At 69.8% G+C, this 24,024-nt stretch carries 23 protein-coding genes and 1 pseudogene; 13 read left to right on the forward strand and 11 right to left on the reverse strand.

All coding sequences use genetic code 11. From position 1 onward, the window contains the following. Positions 1 to 23 precede the first annotated feature (23 nt). The gene (locus tag B4N89_RS13330; protein ID WP_101897080.1) at positions 24 to 1,124 is read right to left on the reverse strand and encodes a S1C family serine protease; all 1,101 of its coding nucleotides are present in this window, start codon (positions 1,122 to 1,124) and stop codon (positions 24 to 26) included. A gap of 236 nt (positions 1,125 to 1,360) precedes the next feature. Between B4N89_RS13330 and B4N89_RS13335 the strand changes: the two genes are divergently transcribed. The 6 genes from B4N89_RS13335 (at position 1,361) to B4N89_RS13360 (ending at position 5,380) form a co-directional block, all read left to right on the forward strand. Beyond that, positions 1,361 to 1,801: a nuclear transport factor 2 family protein gene (locus tag B4N89_RS13335; protein ID WP_078976058.1), complete on the forward strand. Its 441-nt coding sequence runs from the start codon at positions 1,361 to 1,363 to the stop codon at positions 1,799 to 1,801. A gap of 57 nt (positions 1,802 to 1,858) precedes the next feature. Beyond that, positions 1,859 to 2,335, forward strand: coding sequence for a GNAT family N-acetyltransferase (locus tag B4N89_RS13340; RefSeq protein WP_078976059.1), 477 nt, complete (start codon positions 1,859 to 1,861; stop codon positions 2,333 to 2,335). Between the two features lie 115 nt (positions 2,336 to 2,450). After that, entirely contained in the window at positions 2,451 to 2,648 is a 198-nt protein-coding gene (locus tag B4N89_RS13345; protein WP_078979342.1) for a hypothetical protein, read from the forward strand. Then, on the forward strand, positions 2,632 to 3,156 hold the full coding sequence (locus B4N89_RS13350; protein ID WP_078976060.1) for a DUF6879 family protein: 525 nt from the start codon (positions 2,632 to 2,634) through the stop codon (positions 3,154 to 3,156). Before B4N89_RS13345 ends, B4N89_RS13350 begins: the two co-directional genes overlap by 17 nt. Then, entirely contained in the window at positions 3,153 to 3,986 is an 834-nt protein-coding gene (locus B4N89_RS13355; RefSeq protein ID WP_235618602.1) for a helix-turn-helix domain-containing protein, read from the forward strand. Before B4N89_RS13350 ends, B4N89_RS13355 begins: the two co-directional genes overlap by 4 nt. A 173-nt stretch (positions 3,987 to 4,159) precedes the next feature. After that, positions 4,160 to 5,380, forward strand: coding sequence for a methyltransferase (locus B4N89_RS13360; RefSeq protein ID WP_235618603.1), 1,221 nt, complete (start codon positions 4,160 to 4,162; stop codon positions 5,378 to 5,380). On the opposite strand, the gene B4N89_RS13365 is transcribed toward B4N89_RS13360, so the two are convergent. From B4N89_RS13365 to B4N89_RS13375, 3 genes are all read right to left on the reverse strand, one after another. Beyond that, the gene (locus B4N89_RS13365; protein WP_078976063.1) at positions 5,347 to 6,678 is read right to left on the reverse strand and encodes an MFS transporter; all 1,332 of its coding nucleotides are present in this window, start codon (positions 6,676 to 6,678) and stop codon (positions 5,347 to 5,349) included. The two genes, B4N89_RS13360 and B4N89_RS13365, sit on opposite strands and share 34 nt — an antisense overlap. Before the next feature lie 220 nt (positions 6,679 to 6,898). Continuing rightward, entirely contained in the window at positions 6,899 to 8,044 is a 1,146-nt protein-coding gene (locus B4N89_RS13370; RefSeq protein WP_078979343.1) for a CapA family protein, read from the reverse strand. Positions 8,045 to 8,125: 81 nt separating this feature from the next. Continuing rightward, the gene (locus B4N89_RS13375; RefSeq protein ID WP_078976064.1) at positions 8,126 to 8,662 is read right to left on the reverse strand and encodes a hypothetical protein; all 537 of its coding nucleotides are present in this window, start codon (positions 8,660 to 8,662) and stop codon (positions 8,126 to 8,128) included. 232 nt (positions 8,663 to 8,894) lie between these two features. On the opposite strand from B4N89_RS13375, the gene B4N89_RS13380 reads away from it, so the two are divergent. Beyond that, a complete protein-coding gene (locus B4N89_RS13380) occupies positions 8,895 to 9,572 on the forward strand; it encodes a DedA family protein (RefSeq protein WP_201260836.1) in 678 nt (225 codons plus the stop codon). Between the two features lie 150 nt (positions 9,573 to 9,722). Here B4N89_RS13380 and B4N89_RS13385 read toward each other — a convergent pair whose 3' ends face one another. Together B4N89_RS13385 and B4N89_RS13390 are read right to left on the reverse strand one after the other, a co-directional pair. Then, the gene (locus tag B4N89_RS13385) at positions 9,723 to 10,949 is read right to left on the reverse strand and encodes an LLM class flavin-dependent oxidoreductase (protein WP_078976065.1); all 1,227 of its coding nucleotides are present in this window, start codon (positions 10,947 to 10,949) and stop codon (positions 9,723 to 9,725) included. Between the two features lie 238 nt (positions 10,950 to 11,187). Next, positions 11,188 to 12,180 (reverse strand): PP2C family protein-serine/threonine phosphatase, encoded by a 993-nt coding sequence (locus B4N89_RS13390; protein WP_143657945.1) that lies wholly within the window; start codon positions 12,178 to 12,180, stop codon positions 11,188 to 11,190. Positions 12,181 to 12,728: 548 nt separating this feature from the next. Here B4N89_RS13390 and B4N89_RS52585 point away from each other — a divergent pair. Together B4N89_RS52585 and dnaE are read left to right on the forward strand one after the other, a co-directional pair. After that, a complete protein-coding gene (locus B4N89_RS52585; RefSeq protein WP_078976067.1) occupies positions 12,729 to 13,082 on the forward strand; it encodes a DUF2277 domain-containing protein in 354 nt (117 codons plus the stop codon). Positions 13,083 to 13,289: 207 nt separating this feature from the next. Then, the gene (gene dnaE / locus B4N89_RS13400) at positions 13,290 to 16,838 is read left to right on the forward strand and encodes a DNA polymerase III subunit alpha (RefSeq protein ID WP_078976068.1); all 3,549 of its coding nucleotides are present in this window, start codon (positions 13,290 to 13,292) and stop codon (positions 16,836 to 16,838) included. Between the two features lie 111 nt (positions 16,839 to 16,949). On the opposite strand, the pseudogene B4N89_RS13405 reads toward dnaE, so the two are convergent. Next, positions 16,950 to 17,358: pseudogene (locus B4N89_RS13405) on the reverse strand (winged helix-turn-helix transcriptional regulator). 229 nt (positions 17,359 to 17,587) lie between these two features. Here B4N89_RS13405 and B4N89_RS13410 point away from each other — a divergent pair. Next, positions 17,588 to 18,448 carry an NAD(P)H-binding protein gene (locus B4N89_RS13410; RefSeq protein WP_078976069.1) on the forward strand — a complete coding sequence of 287 codons (861 nt, stop codon included), beginning with the start codon at positions 17,588 to 17,590 and terminating at the stop codon, positions 18,446 to 18,448. Between the two features lie 92 nt (positions 18,449 to 18,540). On the opposite strand, the gene B4N89_RS13415 is transcribed toward B4N89_RS13410, so the two are convergent. Then, on the reverse strand, positions 18,541 to 19,743 hold the full coding sequence (locus B4N89_RS13415) for a macrolide family glycosyltransferase (RefSeq protein ID WP_078979345.1): 1,203 nt from the start codon (positions 19,741 to 19,743) through the stop codon (positions 18,541 to 18,543). A 615-nt stretch (positions 19,744 to 20,358) separates the two neighbouring features. Then, positions 20,359 to 21,570 (reverse strand): helix-turn-helix domain-containing protein, encoded by a 1,212-nt coding sequence (locus B4N89_RS13420; RefSeq protein WP_143657946.1) that lies wholly within the window; start codon positions 21,568 to 21,570, stop codon positions 20,359 to 20,361. Positions 21,571 to 21,765: 195 nt separating this feature from the next. Between B4N89_RS13420 and B4N89_RS13425 the strand changes: the two genes are divergently transcribed. The 3 genes from B4N89_RS13425 to B4N89_RS13435 all read left to right on the forward strand — a co-directional run bounded on the left by B4N89_RS13425 (position 21,766) and on the right by B4N89_RS13435 (position 23,026). Beyond that, a complete protein-coding gene (locus B4N89_RS13425) occupies positions 21,766 to 21,963 on the forward strand; it encodes a hypothetical protein (RefSeq protein ID WP_078976071.1) in 198 nt (65 codons plus the stop codon). 233 nt (positions 21,964 to 22,196) lie between these two features. Continuing rightward, positions 22,197 to 22,445 carry a hypothetical protein gene (locus tag B4N89_RS13430; protein WP_078976072.1) on the forward strand — a complete coding sequence of 83 codons (249 nt, stop codon included), beginning with the start codon at positions 22,197 to 22,199 and terminating at the stop codon, positions 22,443 to 22,445. Further along, positions 22,442 to 23,026 carry a hypothetical protein gene (locus B4N89_RS13435; protein ID WP_078976073.1) on the forward strand — a complete coding sequence of 195 codons (585 nt, stop codon included), beginning with the start codon at positions 22,442 to 22,444 and terminating at the stop codon, positions 23,024 to 23,026. The genes B4N89_RS13430 and B4N89_RS13435 overlap by 4 nt, the downstream gene beginning before the upstream one ends. A 50-nt stretch (positions 23,027 to 23,076) precedes the next feature. On the opposite strand, the gene B4N89_RS13440 is transcribed toward B4N89_RS13435, so the two are convergent. Both B4N89_RS13440 and B4N89_RS13445 read right to left on the reverse strand, forming a co-directional pair. After that, complete coding sequence (locus tag B4N89_RS13440; protein WP_078976074.1) at positions 23,077 to 23,736, reverse strand: hypothetical protein; 660 nt, start codon at positions 23,734 to 23,736, stop codon at positions 23,077 to 23,079. Next, entirely contained in the window at positions 23,733 to 24,020 is a 288-nt protein-coding gene (locus B4N89_RS13445; protein WP_078976075.1) for a hypothetical protein, read from the reverse strand. The genes B4N89_RS13440 and B4N89_RS13445 overlap by 4 nt, the downstream gene beginning before the upstream one ends. Positions 24,021 to 24,024 lie beyond the last annotated feature (4 nt).

Below are 24,024 nucleotides of genomic sequence, written 5' to 3' on the forward strand. Positions count from 1 at the left end.
GCCCGATCGGGCGATCCGCGTGCTCAGCCCTTGAGTTCGCCCAGTGTCACATCGACCGTGGCCTTGTTGCCGCCGTCGCTGCCGCGCAGCAGGTTCACCTTGACCCTGTCCCCCGGCTGCTTGCCGCCCAGCACCTCGGACAACGTCGAGACGTCGGTGACCGCTTGGTCGTCGATCGTGGTGATCACGTCGCCCACCTGGATGCCGGCGGCCTTCGCGGCGCCGCCGTCCTGGACCGAGACCACGCCGACGCCCGCGGCCCGGCCGTTCGGGCCCGCCACCGTGCGCACGGTGACGCCGAGCGCGGCCTTGCCGGAGTTGTCCACCTTGCCGTTCTTGATGATCTGGTCGGTGATCGACTTGACCGTGTTGGCCGGGATCGCGAAGCCGATGCCCGGCGCCGCGCTGCCGTTGGTCTCCGGGTCGGTGGCGGCCAGGGTCGGGATGCCGATCACCTGGCTCTCCAGGTCGACCAGGGCGCCGCCGCTGTTGCCGGGATTGATCGCGGCCGAGGTCTGGATGGCGCTGGAGATGGTGGCGCCCGGCGAACCGGACGTCTCCGGTTCGCTGACGGTGCGGCCGACGGCGGAGACGATGCCCTCGGTGACGCTGGAGTCCAGGCCGAGCGGGTTGCCCATGGCCATGGTGATCTGACCGACCTGGAGTTTGCTCGAATCGCCGAACCGGGCGGGCTTGAGATCGGCGGGCGGGCTGTCGAGGCGGATCACCGCGAGGTCGTCCGGGGCGAAGGCGGCGACGAGCTTCGCGGTGACCGGCTTGCTCGCGTTCGGGAGGGTGACCTCGAACGAGGTGGCCTGGCCGACCACATGGGCGTTGGTGACGATGTTGCCCTTGTCGTCGTAGACGACGCCGGAGCCGAGGCCGGTCTTCGTGGTGATCTGGACCACCGACGGCAGCACGTTGCGCACCACCTGCTGGTACTGCGCCTGGAGGTCGTTCGCCGGCCCGTTGCCCGGCGCCGCCGAACCGGAGGCGACGTTGCCGCTGCCGCCGTCCGTGTTCTTCTTCGAGCCCTTGTCGTCGCTGCACCCGCTCACCCCGCCGAGCACGAGCACCAGCGCCGTCACCGCGATCGTGATCCGTCGCCGCGTCGTCCTGCCCACGATGTCTCCCTCGGTTCGGCGGCTGCCGCCGGCGACGGCTCGGTTGCCGGTACCGGACCGGGTCCCCCGAGCATTCTTCGTACTAACCCCATCAGCGGACTTTTCACCGGGTCGCCGAGCCCATGCCTCTTTCGCCATGTGCTTGTTCGTGTCAAGTTGGGCCCGCACGTCGGCCCGGTGAGCACGGGCGACGCCGAAGACACGCCGAAGAGCCGGAGAGGTGGGCGGGCGCACGCATGCTGACGCTTCAGGAGATCTCGGACCGCATGGAGATCCAGGACCTGATGGTCCGCTACTCGCACGCGGTGGACACGGGCGACTGGGACGCCCTGGACACCGTCTTCACCGCCGACGCGCTGATCGACTACTCGGCGATGGGCGGCTCCAAGGGCGGCCTGGCCGAAACCAAGGAGTTCCTGGCCTCGGTGATGCCCGGCTTCGGCGCGTACCAGCACCTGATCGCCAACTCGTCGATCACGGTCGACGGCGACACCGCCACGGGCCGCACGATGTGCCACAACCCGATGGTGTTCAAGGGCGAGGACGACGAGACGCCGGGCCCGACGATGTTCTGCGGCCTGTGGTACCTGGACACCTTCACGCGCGTCGACGGCGAGTGGCGCATCTCGGCCCGCAGCGAGGAGAAGTCCTACATGTACATCGCGCCGACGGCCTGACCTGGGGCGGCCGGAAATTGCGGGAGCGGGCCGGCGGGGGCGGGATAGTTTCGAGGCATGATCCGCGAAGCCACCGCAGCCGACGTCCCGGCCATCCACACCCTGATCCGCGAACTCGCCGACTACGAGAAGCTGCTCCACGAGGTCAAGGCCACCGAGGCGCAACTCCACACGGCCCTGTTCGGCCCGACCCCGGCGGCCTTCGCCCTGATCGCCGAGGACGACACCACCGGCGAATCGGTCGGCTACGCCATCTACTTCCTGTCGTTCTCCACGTGGGAGGGCGTCCACGGCGTCTACCTCGAAGACCTGTACGTCCGCCCCGGGGCCCGAGGCGCCGGCCACGGCAAGGCCCTGCTCAAGCACCTGGCCGAGATCTGCACCACCAGGGGCTACGCCCGCCTCCAATGGGCCGTCCTCGACTGGAACTCCCCGAGCATCGCCTTCTACGACTCCCTGGGCGCAATCCACGAAAAGGAATGGCTCGGCTACCGCCTGACCGGCAAGGCCCTGACCACCCTGGCCAACAGCTGACCCGCCCCCGCAACCGTCACGGTTTCCCGTTGTGTCAATCGAATCGTCTTGACGCCCGCTTCGTCACGCCGGGAGCATCATTCGTGACGGTGTGCAACTCGGCGAGGAGCGGTCCATGTCCGTAAAGATCACAAAACTTGTCGGCTCGTGCGAGGAGGACGACTGCCCCACTCTGTATGTCACGGACCGGGGCACTCTGGCCGTGCAGGGGCCGACGTTGCCGGACCACGGCCTGACCATCCCCGCCCACGAAACCCTCGTCGAGATCCCGATCGACCTGATTCGACGGGCTGTTCGTGACGATCTCATCTAGCAGCTACTCCGAGCTATTCACGTCGTTCCAGCGCGAAGCATTTCGACTGGAGACTCTGGACGACTATGGGCGATCGGGCAATGTGGACGCCTATCGCACCTATCTGGCGGGCGGTCCCAAACCCGACGACTACAACTCCCGGTGGCTGTCGAAGGTAGGCGCACACACCCGCGCGGGAAGGCGCATGTACCGGGTCCACATCGTCGCCCGCCCGCTATCTTCGTACCTCCGGTTCGAGTTCGGCTGGGGATATCTGACCAATATGACCGCCGGAGAGGAGTTCTTCATCCTCGACATCACGGATCACCCGAATCCGCTGCCACGCGTCCCGGACTTCTGGCTGTTCGACACCGAAGTCGCCGCGGTCATGAACTACGACGGCGAGGGTGGCTTCAGCGGCGCCGATGTGCTGCCCCGCGACCGCGCGTCGGAGTTTGCGGCATATCGCGACACGGCGCTCTCACACGCCGTGCCCTTCACTGCATGGTGGGCCGAGTACGGCGAGTGAACAAAGGGCAGCTCGGCGCGGCGCTGCGGGCGGTGCGGAAGGCATCCGGCAAGGAGGCCAAAACCGTCGCCCGCAGCGCACTCATGTCCCAGAGCAAACTGAGCAAGATCGAGAATGCCCGACTGACTCCGAGCGTGACCGACGTCGAACGCATCCTCGTCGCCATCGGAGTCTCGGCGGACATCAGGCACGAGTACCTGGAGGCGGCTAGGGAAGCGGCCTCCGAAACCACCGCCTTGCGCCACCTCAAGCGCGTCGGTGCGCACAAGGGGCAGCAGGCGCTGCAAGCGCTCGACGCACAGATGTCGCTGCTCCGGCTGTTTCAGCCGGCGCTGGTCCCCGGGTTGCTCCAGACTCCGGAATACATTCACGCGATCCTCTCCCGCCACGGCCTCGGCGAGGATGTTCTGGCTCGAACGGTCTCCGGACGGCTGGAAAGACAGCAAATCCTCCACGACACCACGAAATCTCTACGCTTCGTCATCACGGAACCGGTGCTTCGATGGCGAATCGTCTCGGCGGGGATGATGGCCGGGCAGATCGACCGCATCGTTTCCGTGTCGCGGCTCGACAACGTGGACATTCGCCTCGTCCCCATGAACGCCCCGCAGACCGACATCGCCAATCACTCGTTCGTGATTCGCGACGATCGTATGGTGACGCTCGAAACCATGCACGCCACGATAGTCGTCACCGATCCGCGCGATATCGACGTGTATGTTCGAAAGTTCGAGGACTTCGCGGCGAAAGCCTTGTGCGACGAGCACATGCGCTCGGCCCTGGAGGGTATTCGAGACGAATTCTTGCGGGAGCGGGAAATCGATCGGTGAGACCGCCGCCTCGTCGCTAACTTGATGGACATCTCGACGATGAAAGGGATGTCCATGGGAAAACACCGCGATCCAGCGACCGATGACGGGCACAAGCCGGAGAAGCCTGTGCCGGCGCCGATTCCGCCGGACAAGCCGGCCAACCCCGGGACGCCGAAGGGGCGGTGGGGTCGGTGAGTGCCGAGGCGCGGGCGTTGTGGCGGGCTCGGATGGGGTTGCTGCGGCGGGTGGAGGAGGTCGTCGGGGAGTTGCCGCAGGTGTGGCGGCAGGCGTTCGTCGGGGTGCCCCGGCACGTGTTCCTTCCCGACGTGGTGTGGCTGCGGCGGCCCGACGGCGACCGGCACGAGCGGTGCGATCGGGTGCGGGAGCCGGAGCGCTGGTGGGCCGCCGCCTACGCGGACGCGCCGGTCGTCGTGCAGATGTGCGACGGCGGGGCGCCCCGGAGCGGCGGGGCCGAGTGGCCGTCGTCGTCCGCGTCACAGCCCTCGATCGTGGCGGCCATGCTGCTGGCCCTCGATGTGGCCGACGGGCACCGGGTGTTGGAGATCGGCACCGGCACCGGCTGGAACGCCGGACTGCTCGCCCACCGCCTCGACGACGACCGGCGCCTCGTCACCGTCGAGGTGGACGTGAACCTCGCCCGGATCGCCGAAGCCCGGTTGGCGGGCCTTGGCCGGCATCCCGCCGTGGTGTGGGGTGACGGCGCCGAGGGGTGGGCGACCGGCGCGCCCTACGACCGGATCCTGTCCACCGCCGCCGTGACCCACCTCCCACCCGCCTGGATCCGGCAGTGCCGGCCCGGAGCCGGAATCGTCACGCCCTGGGCCACCGCGTGGACCACGAACGGCACCCTCGTGGCCACGGTGGACGAACGGGGCCGCGCACACGGCCGGTTCCGCCCCGGCGGGGCGTTCATGCACCTGCGCGGGCACCGCTCACGCATCACCCACGTGGGTGAGGTTGTCGCCCCGGATCACACCCCCGCACCGAGCACGACGACGCTGTCTCCCTGGCAGGTGGCCGGCGGCGACCTCACCGCCGAGTTCGCGATCGGCCTGATGGCGCCCGGCGTCTGGCACCACTGGGACGAGACCCCCGACATCGACGATGTACACACCCGCCTGTGGGTGGGCGACGAGGCCGGCACCTCGTGGGCGAGCGTCGACTACGACGGCCGGCAACTCACCACCTTCGCCGTCCACCACCACGGGCCCCGCCGGTTGTGGGACGAGATCGAGGCGGCGTGGTCCCGATGGTGCGCCGCCGGCCGCCCGGGCGTCGAGGCGTTCGGCTGGACCGTGTCGGCGAACGGCGCCCAACACGCACGAGTGCCCGAGGCCGACGCCGCCTTCCCGACCGCTCACAGCGCCGACGAACCGTCATGGTCGCTGTGAGTCGACCCGCTTCCGGCCGCCGGCGCGGGCGAAGGTCGGTCGCCCACCCGCCCGGCCGGCCGGCTGCGGCGCCCCGAACTCGCGCCGAGCCCCGCCAGAGCGGCGGCCACGAGGACCGGGAGGGCGGCCAGTACGAACAGCAGCGGCAGCGGGGTGGGGGCGATCAGTACGCCCGTGGCCGCCGCGCCGGCCGAGGAGCCGGCGTTGAGGGTGGTGTTGACCCAGGCGCCGACCCTGGTGCGAGTGTCGGGGGTCGCGGCGGCGTCGGCGATCAGGTAGGCCGTGGTGATCGCCGGGGCCACGAAGAGGCCGGTGAGCGTGGCGGCCGCGGCCAGGACGTACAGGTTCGGGGACAGGCCGGCGGCGGCCAGGGACGCGCCCAACCCGAGTGCGAGCAGCGGCAGTCGGCGGTCGGCCGACACCCGCCAGGACACCGCGCCGTGGGCCAGACCCCCGACCGCGCTGCCCACGGACAGGGCGGCCAGGATCCACGCGACCGCCGCCGACCGCCCCCGATCCTCCGCGAACGCGACCGCGAGCAGGTCGATCCCGCCCAGGGCCACACCGACCCCGGCGGCCACCACCACCGCCCGCCACAGGCCCGCGCCACCCGACGCCGAGCCGCCATCGGCCGGCTCCGCCGCCCCGCCACCGCCGCCGGCCGCCCCCACCCGCCGCACCGCCGGCGACCCCGCGAGCGCCATCGTCCCGACCACGATCAAGGACGCGGCCAGTACCACTCCGGCCGCCGCCGGCGCCCACCCCACGAGCAGGCCCACCAGCAGCGGCCCGGAGGCGAACACGATCTCCTCGGCCACCCCGTCCAGGCTGTACGCCCGCTGCAACAGCTCGCGGCTCGGGGCCAGTTCGCTCCACACCGCGCGCATCACCGGCCCCACCGGCGGCGTACAGGCCCCGGCCGCCGCCACCGCGACGCCCACCCCCACCCCCGAGGCCCCCGGCCGCCACGTGGCCACCGCGATCCCGACCAACAACACCGCGTACAGCGCGACCATCGGCGGCAACACCCGCCGCGCCCCGTACCGATCGACCAACCCGGCCCGCATCGGCGACAACAACACGCTCGTCGCCCCGAACAACGCCATCACGGTCCCGGCCACCGCATACGACCCGGTCCCGGACTTCACCGCGAGCAACAACGACAAGGGGATCGTCCCGTACGACAACCGCCCGAGCATCGCGGCCCCGAACGCCCGCCGCGCGTGGGGCAGCCGCAACACGGCGGCATAGGAGGGAGCCGACCCGGAACACATGTCGGCGGAAGGCATGGCTGTCATGGGGGAATTCCTCCGAAGGATCGGCACGGCCCAGCCGCACCGATGCACCTGCGTGGACGCCGAATCGGCCGCGCAACCCGACGAAGGGGCGCGGCCGGTGCGAAGTCCTACGCACACAGGAGGAACATGGCAACCAACCTAGCAACCCCCATCGACCGCCGACAGCAGACTTACGACAACCGCGGGCCGCCATCCGCCGATTCGGGTGCGCCCCGACGCGCTACTTCTTCGGCGTCGCCGTCAGTCCCGTGCACGGGCGCAGGGTGTCCCGGCGGTCCAGGATGCGCTTCGCCTCGGCGCCGGTCACCGGCATCGGCACGCCGCGGTTGTCGATCGAGGCCGGGGTGAACTTCTCCCCGACGACCTTGCCGTCCTTGATGGTCAGCGTCGCGACGCCGGTGTCGTTCGAGTTCGGGTACGGAGAGGTGCCGTACCAAAGGAAGTTGCCGTAGCCGTAGCCCACATACGTGCTGCCCATCCAGCCCGCGCCCTGCATCACGTGCGCGTGCGTGCCCAGGACGGCCGCCGCCCCCGCGTCGGCGAGCTTGCGGGTCAGGCCGGTCTGATCCTTGCTCGGGCACTTGTCGCCCTCGATGCCCCAGTGCATGTACACGATCACCACGTCGGCCTGGGCCTTCGCGTCCTTCACCGCCCGCACCAGCCGATCGGCCTGGAGCGCGCTCGCGATGCCGGGCTTGCCCGCCCCGGCCCGGTAGAGCTGGTTGGTGATGTCCTGCACCTGGCTCGCGGCCACGAACGCGACCTTGACGCCCTTCACGTTCTTGACGAACGGGCGATAGGCCTGATCGGCGTCCTTGCCGATGCCGACCACGCCGATCGGCGGGTTCTGCACCGCGGCGATCGAGTCGTCCAGGCCGACCTTGCCGTAGTCCACCGCGTGGTTGTTGGCCATGCTGACCACATCCACGCCGACCGTCTTCAGCTCCGTCAACGCCTTCGCCGGCGCCCGGAAGTGGTACGTCTTGTTCTCCGGTGTACCGCGCTCGGTGATCGCCGACTCCAGGTTGACCATCGCCAGGTCCGCGTCCGCGAGGGTGCGCCCGATCGGGCCGAGCGCCCCCTCCGCGCCCGCGTTCAGGCGCGGCACCGTGCGCTCGAAGAAGTGCACATCGCCGGCGAGCGCGACGGTGATCTCCGTACCCGGCGCGGCCTGCGCGGGCGGCGGCGCCGACGCGCCGCCCGGGGCCGCCGAGGACCCCGCCGGATCGGGCATCGCGGCGTTCTCCACCTTCTTCGGGGAGCTCCCGGAGTCGCCCGAATCGGACATCAACCCGCACGAGGCGAGACCGGCGATCAGCAGTGGAGCGAGGCCGAGCGCGACGGTCCGGCGGCGGGGTATATGCACGCGGACAAGGTAGCCCAGCAACGTACGCGCCCGTACGCGCGCCGGAGCGTGACGAGAATTACCCCCTCCGCGTGTGACGCGTCAGCCGTTCAGCGCCTCGTAGACCCGGTCGCACAGCTCCGGGTGCATGTCGAAGTAGCCCTCCTCGTCCACCTCGAACGCCCCGGTCCGGAAGCTCTCGGTGACCGTGCGCAGCATCAGCGGGATGGACGCGTACACCATCGGCTCGTCCGCGCCCTGGACGAAACTGGCCACCTGCACCTCCGTCCCGTCCCAGATCGCCGCGTAGAAGTCGGCGGCCGGCGACACGAGCAGCGGCAACCACCGCACCCCCTCCGGCTGGTCCATCTCGACCTCCTCGCGGAACTCCAGCGCCTCGGCCAGGCTGACCAGGACATAGCCCGGTATGAACGACGCCTCGTCGACCAACTGGTCCGGCTCCTCGCGGGTGCCGTCGGCCCAGCCGAACCAGGAGACCAGTTCGGCGGGCACCCCGGCACCCATCCGGGTGTGCACCGCCTCGGCCGGCAGACCGGGCTCCAGGAGGGCCACCACGGGGCGACCGAGACCGACCAGTTCCGCCCGCACGGCGTCCAGACCTTCGTGAACGGCGTCCATGCCACGTCCCTTGCGTTGTTCGGTGTGTGCTGTTCCACTGCCGGATCGTTCGGCCGCGTCGATGTCGAGCCGAGCCGAACCCGGGGGGATCAAGGGTGACAGACGTTCGAGCGATCGGCGCACCATGCCTTGATTCCGCGCGCGCGGGGTAGCCGCCGAGGAGGGCGGCCCACCGAACAGGCATCCGAGGGGGCCGGGAAACGACACCGCACACACCGGCGAGGGAGCGATCGTGGACGCGTGGTTCGACCCGATCATGGACTTCGCGGGCTCTCCCTGGGCCTACCTGATCGTCTTCCTCGCCGCGCTCCTGGACGCGATGTTGCCGATCCTGCCGAGCGAGAGCGCGCTGATCGCGTGCGGCGTGTTCGCCACCGCCGGCGGGTTCTCGCCCAATCTGTTCCTGCTCATCGTGGCCGGCGCGCTGGGCGCCTTCCTCGGCGACAACATCACCTACGCGATCGGCCGCTGGGCCGAACCGTTCGCGAACAAACACATGCTCAACGGCGAGCGCGGACAGCGGGCCCGCAAGCGGGCGGAGCGTTGGCTGGCCGAACGCGGCGGCGTGATGATCGTGGTCGGCCGCTACATCCCCGGCGGGCGCACCGCGGTCGCGCTGGTCGCCGGGATGGTCGAGTACCCGGTCGCGCGGTTCCGGGCGTTCACCGCGATCGCGGCCCTGGCCTGGGCGACGTACGGCGTACTGCTCGGTTTCTGGGGCGGGAGCGCGTTCAAGGACAACCCGCTGATGGGCATCGCGGCCGGGCTGGCCACCGCGGCGGCGATCACCGTCCTGATCGAGGTCGTCCGCCGCGTCGTCACCGCCCGCAACCGGCGCCGCCGCAAGGCCGCCGACACTCGGCCGGGCGGCGGCGACACGCGCGAGGACGCCGAGTCCTCCGTGTCGTAGGCGTCCCCGATCCGCCCGCGACTCCCGATCCCCGCGCCGACACCGGCGACCGAAACGCACGAGGCCACCGGGACGCCCCGATGGCCTCGTGCTCGTGCTCGTGCGTGCGGTCGTACCCGTACCCGTACCGGTGCGACCGATCGATCTCGGCTACGCCGTGGGGTACGGGAGCGGCAGCACCGCGCTCGTCGGCAGCACCTCGACCTTGAGGTCGGGGTCCGGGCCCGCGCCCTGGAAACGGCCGAACTTCGGCACCGCGTTGCGGCGGTACTTGGTGGTCGAGTGCTCCGGGTCCTTGTCGAACTCCGGGATGACCTGGTTGCCGAAGAGCTCGATCATCTCGAGGTTCTCCTCGTGCGTCATGCCGTCGTTGATCCCGAAGACGAGCTGGTCACAGCCCACCTCCTGGTACGCCTTGACCTGCTCGCACACCTCGTCCGGGGTGCCGACCAGCATGTAGCCGCCCTCGATCAGCTGGTCGAGCAGTTCGTCGCCGCCCATCGAGAGGTCGAAGGTGGGCGACGGCCAGGTGATCGCGTCCGCCGACTTCGGCATGGTGTCGTGGTACAGGTTCACCAGGGTGACCAGGTAGCCGCGGCCCTTGCTGAGCGCGATCTCGCGGGCGCGCTTGCGGTCGGACAGACAGATGACGGCGTTCGTCATCATCACGTTGTTGTTCTGGTAGTCGCCGACGATCTCGACCGGGTTCTCGGCGGCTTCCTTGTAGGCCTCGATCCGGCCCTTGAGGTTGTAGACCGGTTCGAAGTTGAACGCGATCGCGCCGATGCCCATCGAGCCGGCCTTGCCGAAGGTGGCCGGGTTGCCGCAGGCCACCCAGATCGGCGGGTGCGACTCGCCGTACGGCTTCGGGTGGATGTCGTGCGGGGTCGGCACGGTGAAGTGGTCGCCCTCGAACGTGTAGTCGGTCTGCGCCCACATCCGCGGGATCTCGCGAACGACCTCGTCCCACTCGGTCTTCGTCGAGTTCTTGTCCATGATGTTGAACGAGGCCATCTCGTGGCTGCCCGCGCCGCGGCCGGTGCCCCACTCGAAGCGGCCCTCGGTGATGTGGTCCATCATCGCGGCGCGCTCGGCGTAGCGGACCGGGTGCTCCTTGCGCGGCGACAGGCTGTTGATGCCGGTCGCGAGGTGGATCCGCTCGGTCTTCGCGGCGACGTAGCCGATGACGACCTCGGGGGCCGACATGTGGCTGTACTCGACCAGACCGTGGTGCTCGCCGAACCAGGCGTACTTCCAGTTGTGCTTGTCGGCCTTGATGGCCAATTCCATCTCGCGCATGAGCACCAGGTGCTCGCTCGCGCGATCGTGAGCGGCCGGACCGGGGGTGTACCCGTTCAGGAAGATGCCGAACTCCACGTGGAGCCTCCCAAATCGCCTGGTTCAACCGGCGCTGCGTACGCCTGTATGAGGTCTGCGTACGGGACAGTATGCGAGCGTCGGCCCGAACTTTGTTTACACGTGGCTAACGTCACGTCAGATGCCAGGCGCCGCCCGGGACATCGAGCTGACGCATAGTCAGATCCTCTCGCGACAAAGGCCGAAGTTCCAGCAAACGCGGGCTTTGTGGCCCTCGACACCCCCGGGCGTGGGGAGTTCAGCGCACCGTCGTACGCGCCAGCAGCAGCGTCACGTCGTCGCGGTGACCGGTCAGATCGGCGAGTCCGAACAGGCGCTCCGCCGTCGCCTCCAGGTCCAGGCCGCGGCTGCGCTCGAAGCGGTGCGCCAGGCGTTCCATGCCGCGGTCCAAGGACAGCTGCGGGCCCTCGACCAAGCCGTCGGTGACCAGGACCAGCGTCGCGCCCGGGGCCACGGTCAGGGTCGTACACGGATACGCCTGGTCCGCGAGCATGCCCAGCGGCAGGCCGCCCTCGACGTCCTCGATCCGCGGCGTCCCGGCCGGATCGGCGAGCAGCATCGGCGGGTGCGCGGCGCGGGCAACCCGGAGCCGGCCGGTCGCCGGCTCCAGGTAGGCCAGCGTGCAGGTGGCGTGGGCCGGACCGGGGAAACGGTCCAGGAAGTCGTTCACCAGCCCGAGGGCCCGGCCGGGGTCGGGGGTGACCACCGCGTAGGCGTGCAGCAGGGTCCGGATCCTGGCCATGATCGGCGCCGTGCCCGCGCCGTGGCCCTGGACGTCGCCGACCACGAGCGCGACCTGGCCGTCGTCGAGGGTGAACACGTCGTACCAGTCGCCGCCCACGCCGAACTCGTCCTGCGCGGGCCGATGCCGCACGGCCAGGTCCAGGCCGCCCACCGGCTCCGGATGGGACGGCGACACGCCCGCGCGAAACGCCTCGGCGAAGTCGCGGTACGGCGGCGGCGCGACCGGCTCGGCGCCGAGCGCGCGGCTGACCCGACCCGCCACGTCCGGCGGCAGCCCACCGGCGGCCGACGCGGCGGCGGCATCCGCGTACCAGTCGGTGCGGATCGCCATCAGCGTATGCGCCTCCTCCTGCCAGGCGTCCGTACTGACGGTGAGGCTGCCGTCCTCCTGCTGATAAACCCGCCACGCGGTGGCCGGGTCATACCGGTGATCACGCGTCCCCGACGAAACCACCAACCGCCCGGCCCCCGAAGCACCGCCGACCACTCACCACTCCTCCCAGCCCACACCACCACAAACCCCAACGCCCCAACCCCAGGAAGGCAACGCCCATTACGCCATCCCACACCAACGAACTCGCGGGGTCGCGGGGTCGCGGGGTCGCGGGGTCGCGGGGTCGCGGGGTCGCGGGGTCGCGGGGTCGCGGGGTCGCGGGGTCGCGGGGTCGCGGGGTCGCGGGGTCGCGGGGTCGCGGGGTCGCGGGGTCGCGGGGTCGCGGGGGAACGACACCCGACAGCCCAAGTCACGGCCCGACCAGGCCCAATTCAGCCCGTCCGGCGCTTGAGGACAAGCGGGCCGCAGGCCGGCACGGAAGCGTCGGGCTCCCGCAGCGGACGCGTCGGGCCGATCAAACCCAGCCCGTCCGGCGCATGAGGACAAGCAGGCCGCAGGCCGGCACGGAAGCGTCGGGCTCCCGCAACCGACCCCGTCCACCCGACCAAACCCAGCCCGTCCGGCGCATGAGGACAACGCCGCCAAGGACGACCCCCGCCGGCCCAGGCCACATGTCGGCCACCCCGCCTAGCCTGAAAGGCATGTGCCGAAACATCACGACGCTCCGCGGACTCGACCCCGTCGCCACCGACGTCGAGATCGAAGCCGCCGCCCGTCAATACGTCCGCAAAGTGAGCGGCGTCCAGACCACGTCCCCCCGCACAGAGGAGGCCGTGGAGCGCGCCGTCGCCGCCATCACCGAAGCCACCAAGACCCTACTGGCCGACCTCCCCGAACGCCGCCAACCCCCACCCACCCTGCCCCCACTCCGCCGCCGCGAAGCCGCCACCCAGGCCGCCCAAGCGCCCGACCACTCCCACGCCCACCCACACGGCCACACCCACGCCCACCCACACGATCACACCCACGCCCCCACCCCCACCAAATCCGCCTAACCCTCCCCAATCCCCCGCCAAACCCGCCCCAATCGCCCCACAAACCCCGCCGCAGCCCACTCCGGGCCCACCCGGATACGGCGAGGAAACGACTCGGAAAAGCCTTGGCCGAGGCACCGCGGACATCGGCCTCGGACACCCGTTTGCCGCCCCCGGCCGCGTTATGGTGGATGGCCCCCGCCGCCCCTCCGAGGAGCCTCACACACCGTGTCTGACTCGTTCGTTCACCTGCATGTCCACACCGAATACTCGATGCTGGACGGAGCGGCGAAGAACGACAAGCTGTTCGCCGAGGTGGCCCGCCAGGGCATGCCGGCGGTGGCCATGAGCGACCACGGCAACATGTTCGGCGCCTACGAGTTCCAGGGCACGTCCAAAAAACACGGCGTCAAACCGATCATCGGCATCGAGGCGTACGTCGCCCCCAGCACCCGCCACGCCCGCCGCCCCGAGTTCTGGGCCCCCGGCGGCAAACGCGCGCCGGGCGAGGACGGCGAAGGCGGCAAGGACGTCTCCGGCGGCGGCCGCTACACCCACATGACGATGTGGGCGGAGAACCCCCAGGGCCTGCGCAACCTGTTCCGGCTCTCCAGCCTGGCGTCCATCGAGGGCTACTACATGAAGCCCCGCATGGACCGCGAGCTGATCGCCGAGCACCACGAGGGCATCATCGCCACCACCGGCTGCCCGTCCGGCGAGGTGCAGACCCGCCTGCGCCTTGGCCAGTACGACGAGGCGATCAAGGCGGCCTCCACCTACCAGGACATCTTCGGCAAGGAGAACTACTTCCTCGAACTGATGGACCACGGCCTCGACATCGAGCGCACCGTCCGTCAGGACCTGCTGCGGATCGCCAAGGAGCTGAACATCCCGCTCCTGGCCACCAACGACTCGCACTACGTCACCGAGGACCAGGCCGACGCGCACGACTCGCTCCTGTGCGTGGGCGTGGGCAAGAACAAGGCCGACCCGAACCGGTTCAAGTTCGCCGGCACCGGCTACTACATCAAGACCTCCGACGAGATGCGCCGGCTGTTCGCCGAGATGCCCGAGTCGTGCGACAACACCCTCGCGATCGCCGAGCGCATCCAGCCCTACGACGAGGTCTTCGCCGAGGTCAACCGGATGCCGCAGTTCGACGTCCCGGAGGGCGAGACCCAGGCGAGCTACCTGCGCAAGAAGATCGCCACGGGCCTGAAGCACCGGTTCGGCGACAACCCGAGCCAGGAGGTGCTGGACCGGATCGAGTTGGAGATGGGCGTGATCACGCCCATGGGCTTCGACTCCTACTTCCTCGTGGTCGCCGACATCTGCCAGTACGCCCGGGACAACGGCATCCCGGTCGGCCCCGGCCGAGGCTCCGCGGCCGGTTCGATGGTGGCCTACCTGACCGGGATCACCGGCCTGAACCCGCTCGACTACGACCTGCTGTTCGAGCGCTTCCTCAACCCCGAGCGGATCAACCCGCCGGACGTCGACATCGACTTCGACGACCGCCAGCGCGACCAGATGGTGCGCTACGTCACCGAGAAGTACGGGTCCGCGTACACCGCGCAGGTCAACACCTTCGGCACGATCAAGGCCAAGGCCGCGATCAAGGACTCCAGCCGGATCCTGGGCTTCCCGTTCGCCACCGGCGACCGGATCACCAAGGCCTACCCGCCGGACATCATGGGCAAGTCGATGCCCCTGGCGGGCATGTTCGACAAGGACCACCCGCGCTACACCGAGGCCGGCGAGATCCGCGCGCTCTACGAGTCCGACCCCGAAGTGAAGATGGTGATCGACACCGCGCGCGGCATCGAGGGCCTGACCCGGGGCACCGGTGTGCACGCCGCCGCGGTGATCCTGTCCTCCACGCCGCTGATCGACCTGATCCCGCTGCACCGGCGGGACAAGGACGGCGTGATCATCACCGGCTTCGACTACCCGTCGTGCGAATCGATGGGCCTGGTCAAGATGGACTTCCTGGGTCTGCGAAACCTGGGCATCATCGACCACGCCATCAAGATCATCAAGGCCAACCGGGGCATCGACGTCGACATCGAGAAGATCCCGCTCGACGATCCGGTCACCTTCGAACTGCTCTCCCGCGGCGACACGTTGGGTGTGTTCCAGCTCGATGGCGGCCCCATGCGGGCGCTGCTCAAACTGATGAAGCCGACCGAGTTCGAGGACATCTCCGCGGTCTCCGCGCTGTACCGCCCGGGCCCGATGGGCATGAACTCGCACATCAACTATGCGCTCCGCAAGAACGGCCAGCAGGAAATCACGCCGATCCACCCGGAGTTGGAGAAGCCGCTCAACGAAGTCCTGGGCCCCACCTACGGTCTGATCGTGTATCAGGAGCAGGTACAGCGCGCCGCGCAGGTGCTGGCCGGCTACAGCCTCGGCCAGGCCGACCTGCTCCGCCGCGCGATGGGCAAGAAGAAGAAGGAAGTCCTGGAGAAGGAGTTCATCCCGTTCCAGGCGGGGTGTCGCGAACGCGGCTACGGCGACGAGGCGATCCAGGCGGTGTGGGACGTACTGGTCCCGTTCGCCGGCTACGCGTTCAACAAGTCGCACTCCGCCGCGTACGGCCTGGTGTCGTACCAGACGGCCTACCTCAAGGCGAACTTCCCCGCCGAGTTCATGGCCGCGCTGCTCACCTCGGTGGGCGACGACAAGGACAAGATGGGGATGTACCTGGCCGACGCCCGCTCGGCCGGCATCCGGGTGCTCTCCCCCGACGTCAACGAGTCGGTGGCCGACTTCACCGCCGTCGGGTCCGACGTACGGTTCGGCCTGCGGGCGATTCGCAACGTGGGCGACAACGTCATCAACGACATCGTCGACGCGCGCACGAGCAAGGGGAAGTTCAACTCCTTCGCCGACTTCCTGACCAAGATCGGCCTGCCCGCCTGCAACAAGCGCGCCGTCGAATCCCTGGTCAAGGCCGGGTCGTTCGACGCCCTCGGGCACACCCGCCGGGCCCTGGTCGACGTGCACGAGCAGGCGCTCGACGCGGTGGTCGGGCTGAAGAAGCAGGAGGCCGCCGGCCAGTACGACCTGTTCGGCGGCGGCGACGAGGCGGCGGACGAGCCGGCCGTCGGGCTCGACTTCACGCTCACCGACCAGGAGTGGCCGCGCAAGCTCAAGCTGGCCACCGAGCGCGAGATGCTCGGTCTGTACGTCTCCGCCCACCCGCTCGACGGCGCCGAGCACATCCTCTCCCGACACCGCGACACCTCGATCACCGAGCTGAAGAACTCCGGCCGGACCGAGGGCAACGTGCAACTCGCCGGGCTGATCACCGGCATCCAGCGCAAGGTGAACAAGAGCGGCTCGCCGTGGGCGATGATCAACCTCGCCGACCACGACGGCGAGATCGAGGTGCTGTTCTTCCCGCAGTCGTACACCCTCGTCGCGCACGCCCTCGAGGAGGACGTCGCGGTCAGCATCAAGGGTCGGCTCAACGAACGCGACGGCGCGCTCAGCGTGTTCGGCTCGGAGCTGGTCCCGCTCGACATCGGCTCGGCCGAACACGGCGGCAAGGCACCGGTATGCCTGCGGCTGCCGACCACCAAGGTCAACGAGAAGCTGGTGAAGGACATCAAGCGGGTGTTGTCCTCGCACCCCGGTGACAACCCGGTGCACCTGATCCTGGAGAGCGCGCGCATGCGCACCCGCTACAACCTGGACTTCCGGGTCAACCCCGAGGGCGGCCTGGCGGGCGAGATCAAGTCGATGCTCGGCGCGGGCGTCTGGAGCATCTGAGTCCGGCCCGGCCGGATCGACCGAGGGGTCGGGGCCACGGGATTCGCTCCCGTGGCCCCGACCCCTCGGGCGTAGTCGATGCCGGCGCCCGCCCGGCGCGGACCGAACGGCTCAGCCGTGGGCCCGGTCGTACTCCTCGCGGGCGAGCAGCACCCGGGCCATGTGGCCCTCCAGGTGCGCGATCAGGTCGAGCAGCTTGGCCGCCGTCGCACTGCCCATGTCGGTCAATGTGTACTCGACCCGGGGCGGGATCGTGCTGTTGCACCTCGCGGAGCACGAAACCGTCCCGCTCCAGCGCCTGCAACGTCTGCGCGAGCATCTTCTCGCTGACCCCGTCCACCCGCCGGCGCAGCGCGTTGAAGCGCATCGGGCCGTCGTACAGCCCGCTCAGGACCAGCACGCCCCAGCGGCCGGTGATGTGCTCCATGGCCGTGCGCGAGCCGCACTCCTTCGCGAAGACGTCGAACTCGAACTCCGGGGTCGGGTCCGGACCGGTCCTGGTCTCGGTCTCGGCTTCCATCGTTACCCCCTTCGTCGACTGCGACCGCCGCTGCCGGCGCGGCTGCGGCTGCGGCTGCATCTGTCGAGGCTACCGCCGTGTCAGTGCTTTCGAAAGTGACGCACTCTCTACATGCAGGCACTCACCAAACAACTGCACACTCTCACAGGTTGCGCTTTCTAAAAGTTAGTGCAATCGTTTTAGCAGCGACCGGGCGACGGGTTCGGTGCGCGGGAGAGAGGAACGCCTCATGATCGTCGTCACCGCAGCCACCGGGCAGTTCGGCCGCCTCGTCATCGACGCCCTGCTCGACCGGGGCACGCCCGCCTCGGAGATCGTCGCGGCGGTGCGCACGCCGGCCAAGGCCGCCGACATCGCCGCCCGGGGGGTGGAGGTGCGCGAGGCCGACTACACCAAGCCCGAGACGCTGGTACCGGCCTTCACCGGCGCGGACAAGCTGCTGTTCGTGTCCTCCAACGGCCCCGAGGCCGACCGGATCGCGCAGCACGCCGCCGTGGTCGCCGCCGCCACCGAGGCCCGGGTCGGCCAACTGCTCTACACGTCGATCTACTCCGCGAGCGACAGCCCCCTCGGCCTGTCCCGGGTACACCGCGACACCGAGGCGCGCATCGCCGCCTCCGGCCTGCCCAGCGTGCTGCTGCGCAACGGCTGGTACACCGAGAACTACACCGGCTCGCTGGCCGGCGCCGTCGAGCGCGGCGCGGTCGTGGGCTCGGCCGGCGAGGGCCGGATAGCCTCCGCCGCACGCGCCGACTTCGCCGAGGCCGCCGCGATCGTGCTGCTCGCCGACGACCAGGCCGGGAAGGTGTACGAGCTGACCGGCGACACCAACTGGAGCCTGGCCGAGCTGGCCGCCGAGGCGGCGCGGCAGACCGGCAAGGAGGTCGCGTACGCGAACCTGCCGGGTGAGAAGTACGGCGAGATCCTCACCGGTGTCGGCCTCCCGGCGTTCCTGGTCGAACTCCTCGTCGACGCCGACCTCCGCGTCTCCGAGGGTGCGCTCGCCGGCGTCACCGGCGACCTGTCCGGGCTCCTCGGCCGCCCGACCACCCCGCTCGCGGACACGGTCGCGGCCACCCTGAAGGGCTGAGCGGCAACCCGGCCCTTCTCACACGACCAGGCGCCCCGGACCCGGCATCGAGCCGGATGCGGGGCGCCTCGTCGTGCGGACCGGTGTCCGGGTCAGCCCAGCTCGGCCTCGATCAGGTCGGCGGCGCGCCCGGTGCCGCCCTCGGCCCTGGCCCGCTCCCGCAATTCGGCCGAGCGGGCGGCCACCGCCGGGTCGGCGGTCAGCGCGAGGAGGGCGCCGCGCAGGGCTTCGGGTGTGGCGTCGGCGGTGTCCAGCCGTCGGGCCACGCCCAGTTCGACCAGGCGGTCCGCGTTCGCGAACTGATCGGCGGCCTGCGGCACGGCAATCATCGGAACCCCGGTCATCAGCCCCTCGCCGCACCCGCCCATCCCGGCGTGCGTGACGAACGCGTCGGCCTGTTCGAGGATGGCCAACTGCGGGACCCAGGCGTGCAGTTCGACATTGCCCGGCAACTCGCCGAGGTCGGCCGGATCGACGTACCGACCGATCTGCAACACCACATGCCACCCCGGCAAATCGCCGAACGCGGCAAGGCAGTTCCGATAGAACTCCGGCTGCCGGGTGAAGGCCGAACCCAGCGAGATCAGCAACACCCGCTCCGCGTCGGCCGGACGGCGCCACTCCCCCTGATCCGCCCGGCGACCCAGGCACGGCCCGACGAAGTCGACCACGTCGGTGTCGACGCGGTCGGCGAACGGTTGCATGGCCCGCGGCACGGTGGCCACGACCCGCCGGGGCCGACCGCCGAAGCGATCCACATCGGTGGTGGTCGCCCCGGAGCGAGCGAGCCAGTCGGCGAACCGGGCCCAATAGGCATCCGCTCCCGGCAGCGCCTTCATCCCCGGCAACACCTCGTCCTCGTAGCCCTTCCAGGCCACGTACGTCGGCGACAACTGCACGATCGGCCGCCCCTGCCCCTCGGCCAACGCCCGAGCCGCGTAGGCACCGATGTCGTACAGGTACAGATCGGCGGGATCACGGTCGTACACCGCACGCAACTGCGGCAACGCCTGAATCGCATCATCCAAAAAGACCCCCATCGCCCCGATCGCGTCGGCGGGCCAGTCATTGTCCGCAACCGGCAACGTCGACCGATACGCCACGAACTCGACCCCGGTCGGCACAACCAAATCGGCAACGGCCGGATCGTTGGCGTAGGTCACCCGATACCCACGGCCCACCAACTCCCGCAAGACCTCGAGACTCGGCAACACATGGCTGACAGCGGGTATGCCGATCATCGCAATATGAGCGGTTCGCGCGTTTCGCGCAGCATGACCAGAACGACGAGACATCAGCACTCTCTCTTCACATCAACGGCGGGATAACACGGCAGCCCGGCAACCCGACCGGCGGCGCAAACCACAAGCGCACACACGCCCGGCCCGGGCAACTCGGAGGCGAAGCCCCTGCCGCGTCAGCCGTACATCTGAAAGAGGTGCATGCCACCCACCGTATCCAGCCCCCCACCACCAACCAACCAATTTTCCGAGCCCGCGGCGCAAGCCGTCCATCCGCATCCACGCAGCCGACCACGAGAAACCAGCCGACAAAGACCGCTCGAGTCGGTCGAGGATCACACCGAGCCGAACCCACGCCCTTCTGAGACAAAGAGCCGACCCGAGGCCGTAGCGGCGGATCACACGACGCCCAGCGATATGTTCCAATTGCGCTCGCACCCGGATGCGCTCCCCGCAGAGCGGAGCCACAGACCATCCTGACCGGCCGGGAAGGACACAGCGGGGTGGGCCGTCAGGGGATCGAACCCTGAACCCGCGGATTAAAAGCTCGCGAGACCGTTGTACGTATCGATTCGCAGGGGTCCGTATCTGTCTCTGACCTGGGCAAACGGCTGATACGAACTGATACGGACAGCGGCGAACTGCAACCATCGCTGCAACCACGCACCATCACGTATCGTCCGCACCAATGCGTGCGGCCAACTCCTCCAGGCGGCCAGGTCGATGGCGCCGCCGCAATTCGCGAACGACCTCGGTAGCCATGGGCTTGTAACGGAGTTGTTCGGGCGCGAGCTGTTCGGCGGCCAGCAACGTCTTGAGCGCCGGCGTGTCTTGACCGAGCTTGCACTGGGCTCGGGCCACCGTCACCAGGTGGCGAGATTCGCGCCCGGGTGACGACATTGCGCCCGGCTTGATCTTGGCATGATGGCGCAGCGCGACTTCGGGCTGGGACAGATCGACACCGGCTGTCGTTGCGATCATCTGGCAGTTTGTTGGACCGAACAACGTCATGTAGTCGTTTCGGTCTCGACCGAGGCGCCGAGCCTGAACCTCAGCCTCGGCCCACAGGCTCCATGTCTGGAGCCCCTTCTCCAGGCGGGCCGCCGCCACGACGCCCTTGAGCGCGAGTCCGCCGTACAGACTCAGGAGTTCCGGCCGAGCCCGGCCGGTCTCGTCGTGGAGCCGGTTCACCTCGGCCTCAGCGACGTGCAGCGCGTCCGCGGTTCGCCCCTGGGCAAGCAGTACAGCGGCCAGATGCCACAGCACGAGAGGCCGCAGCAGCGGATCATCGGCCTGGTCGGCCGCACCGATGGCACGCTCCAAGGCCAAGTGCGCCAGCTTGAGTTCGCCCACCTGCACGAGCAGACTCTTGGTTGCGCAGTAGACCATTGTCAGAACTGCGGCCGTCTTCGCCTTCGATCCAACGCCAGCAGCGGTGTGTGCAGCCTGGCATCGGGCGATCAGCGACGGCAGGCGCTCGCCCATGGTCGCGTACTCGCCGTCTTGGTAGGCGGCCCAAATCGCTTCGGCCTCCTCCCCCAGGACGGAGACGTCGTAGTCCTCGACGCGATCGGTCGGAGCGAAGGACACGAACAGACTCGTCGGCATCAACGCAGCCTCGATCGCGGGGATACCCATGACCTCGGCGTCCGGTGACTGGATCAACATCTGTGGCTGGCCCAGCATGTATGGCAGTTCCACGCCGAGGGCGTCGGCAAATGCCGCTATGGCTGAGATGCGGTCGAGGATCACGGCACCACGTTCGACCTTCGAAATGTATCCGGCCGTTACGCCCATACGCTCGGCTAGGGCGGGCTGAGACAACCCACGCTGACGCCGTGCCCTCGCTACTCGTTGTCCGATGGATGCCCCGTACTCCATGACCACCGCTCCGTGAGGTTGGGTGCTGTGCGTACTCCCTACCTATTCCACGCTACGGGAATGTGCGTGAAGTTCATCGTCGATCACGAGCACCCCTGGTTCAACTTGAACCAGGACCGCCCTCACCAGGCGTGATTACTCGACTCCAGCGGACTAGCGTCGAATGACACCAGCCGCTGCTGCCCTGGAGTCGCGATGACCGGCCGTTCCAGTACCACGTGCACGCTCGGCGACATCACCGTCGAGGCATCGCCGGATCCAGACCGGCCTGTACGCATACACCTCCCGCAGACCGACCTCACCCGCGAGCAGGCTCTGCACCTGCACTTGGTGCTGGGTGCGCATCTCGCCCAGACCATGCGCGCAACGCCAGTGCGGTCGACGGACGGCTGACCCCCGAGCGCCGCACGAACGGCCAACCATCCCCTGGCTATTCGCGCGGCACCCCGGCCGGGGGTCTCCGCATATTCACCCGGCCGGGGCCCAACAGCCGATCGGCGCAGGGACCGATCGGCAACGAAGAGCGCGGTCGGAGGGGCCCGGCTGGAGGTCTACCCCGCGCCGTCCCGACGGCGGCACCGACCGCGCTCCGCGCCTCCACTCCCCACGATGCGACCGAGGGACCCATGAACACCGACATCGAACCCGCGCCCGCGCCGTGGGCGATCGGCGACTACGTGACCATCCGGATCCACGACGACGGCCGCCGCGACCGAGGCACGATCATCTCGATGGACCACGACGGTACGCAGTGGATGGCCACGATCGAGAACATCATCATCCGCCTGGGTACCGAGACCCTGCCCGCCGCCGATCTGCTGGCGTGGGACCACGGTTGCACCCGCTTCGACGACTACGGCGTCATCGCGCCGTGACCGGCACACCCGCCGAACGCCAGGCCGCACTCGATCGCCTTGCCGCCGCGGCCGCCGAACGCACCCGACTCGCCGCCGCCCAGGCCGCGGGCGGCACGATCGGCGACCGCTCCGACCACCGGCGGCAGCTGCTTGCCGCCGCCGTCGAACTGCACGCCGCGATGCTCGACGCTCACCGCGCCCGCGTTCCCGTGGCCGAGATCGCGCTGGTCGCCGGCACTACGGTTCGAGCGATCACCGTCCTCCTGCGGCAGGAGCGCGAGCAGGCCGAACAGCTGGCCATCGACGACGTTGCCGCAGCGGTACGTGCACACGGCACGGCCCACCCGATCACCCACGCCGCCATCGCCGCCGCACATGCCCGCGGCGTCGCCGTGTCCGCCCTCGCCCGCGTCTCGGGCATCAGCCTGGAGCGGATCAGCGCCATCGTCCTGGCAGCGGGCGGCACGCAGGCATCGCCCGCCGAGGTTGCGGCGATGCGCGACGCGCTGATCACCACGATCGTCACCGGGCCCGCCGCCCAGGCCGCCGAGCAGCGGGGCTACGAGCGCCTGGTTCGCGGCGACAACCCCGACCAGTAGCCGGACACGACGAAGCCGGCCCGCCCCCATGTGGGGCGGGCCGTTGTCGTTCATCGCCGACGTGTTGCCGGCTCGGTGCTCGGCGGCAGCGTCGGCGGCGTGGTCGGTGCGGGCACGCCGTCGCGGCGGCACACCAGCGCCGCCGGATCCCACGCCGGGGCCGTGAGCGAGTACCCGGCCGGGCACATCGGGCCGGGCGCGCCGTCCCGGCCGTCCGCTCCTGCAGGACCCGCCGGACCGTCCGCTCCTGCAGGGCCCGCCGGACCGGCAGGACCCGCAGGCCCTGCAGCGCCGTCGACACCGGCCGGACCGGCAACCGATTCACCCGGCGCGCCCGGCTGCCCGCCCGGCCCGGCCGGCCCCGGGATCGAGTCGCCGTCCCGGCCGGGCGGACCGGCAGGACCAGGCGGACCGGCCGGGCCGCGTTCGCCCGCACGCGCCGGCAGGTCCGGCACCGACGCGCCCGGGTCCGGCACCACCGGCGTGCCGCCGGTCGCCTGCACCTGGGCGCGCATCGCCCGGACATCATCCGCCAGCACGGCGACCGCAGCCGCCCGGCGCTCGGACTCCGCCGCGATCCGGTCCGCGCGGCCCGACTCGGCCGACACCCGGATCCACACCAACAGCACCGCGCCGGCCAGAGTCAGCAGCACCGCGACCAGCGCCAGCCAACGCCACTGCCGCGCGAGTACGCGCTGAGTTCGGGTCACGGTCCACCGCCCAACGCCGCCAGCTGCGCGCGCAACAGCGAGCACTCTGCCTCGAGGGCGGCCTTCGCCGACCGCTCGGCGGCCAGCTCGCGCCGCAGATCCTGGACCTGCTGGCGGAGATCACCGCGCTCCTCCTGGAGCTGATCCGTGAGGCTGTTGTAACCGCCGATCACTCCGCCCTCCCGTTGCGCGCGCCCGGACTGCCGCGATCCGTACATGGCCGCCGCCGCAGCCAACGGCGCGCCCACCAGTGCGGCAATCGCCGTGACCATGGCAGCGTCCATGCAC

This window comes from Embleya scabrispora, from assembly GCF_002024165.1.
Lineage (GTDB): Bacteria > Actinomycetota > Actinomycetes > Streptomycetales > Streptomycetaceae > Embleya > Embleya scabrispora_A.

Bases quoted from the DNA above. Each gene is read 5' to 3' on its own strand.
- B4N89_RS13410 (WP_078976069.1), top strand. From the start codon at position 17,588: ATGATCGTCGTCACCGCAGCCACCGGGCAGTTCGGCCGCCTCGTCATC.
- B4N89_RS13445 (WP_078976075.1), bottom strand. From the start codon at position 24,020: ATGGACGCTGCCATGGTCACGGCGATTGCCGCACTGGTGGGCGCGCCG.
- B4N89_RS13420 (WP_143657946.1), bottom strand. From the start codon at position 21,570: ATGGAGTACGGGGCATCCATCGGACAACGAGTAGCGAGGGCACGGCGT.
- B4N89_RS13425 (WP_078976071.1), top strand. From the start codon at position 21,766: ATGACCGGCCGTTCCAGTACCACGTGCACGCTCGGCGACATCACCGTC.
- B4N89_RS13415 (WP_078979345.1), bottom strand. From the start codon at position 19,743: ATGTCTCGTCGTTCTGGTCATGCTGCGCGAAACGCGCGAACCGCTCAT.
- B4N89_RS13365 (WP_078976063.1), bottom strand. From the start codon at position 6,678: ATGACAGCCATGCCTTCCGCCGACATGTGTTCCGGGTCGGCTCCCTCC.
- B4N89_RS13340 (WP_078976059.1), top strand. From the start codon at position 1,859: ATGATCCGCGAAGCCACCGCAGCCGACGTCCCGGCCATCCACACCCTG.
- B4N89_RS52585 (WP_078976067.1), top strand. From the start codon at position 12,729: ATGTGCCGAAACATCACGACGCTCCGCGGACTCGACCCCGTCGCCACC.
- B4N89_RS13375 (WP_078976064.1), bottom strand. From the start codon at position 8,662: ATGGACGCCGTTCACGAAGGTCTGGACGCCGTGCGGGCGGAACTGGTC.
- B4N89_RS13345 (WP_078979342.1), top strand. From the start codon at position 2,451: ATGTCCGTAAAGATCACAAAACTTGTCGGCTCGTGCGAGGAGGACGAC.
- B4N89_RS13430 (WP_078976072.1), top strand. From the start codon at position 22,197: ATGAACACCGACATCGAACCCGCGCCCGCGCCGTGGGCGATCGGCGAC.
- B4N89_RS13335 (WP_078976058.1), top strand. From the start codon at position 1,361: ATGCTGACGCTTCAGGAGATCTCGGACCGCATGGAGATCCAGGACCTG.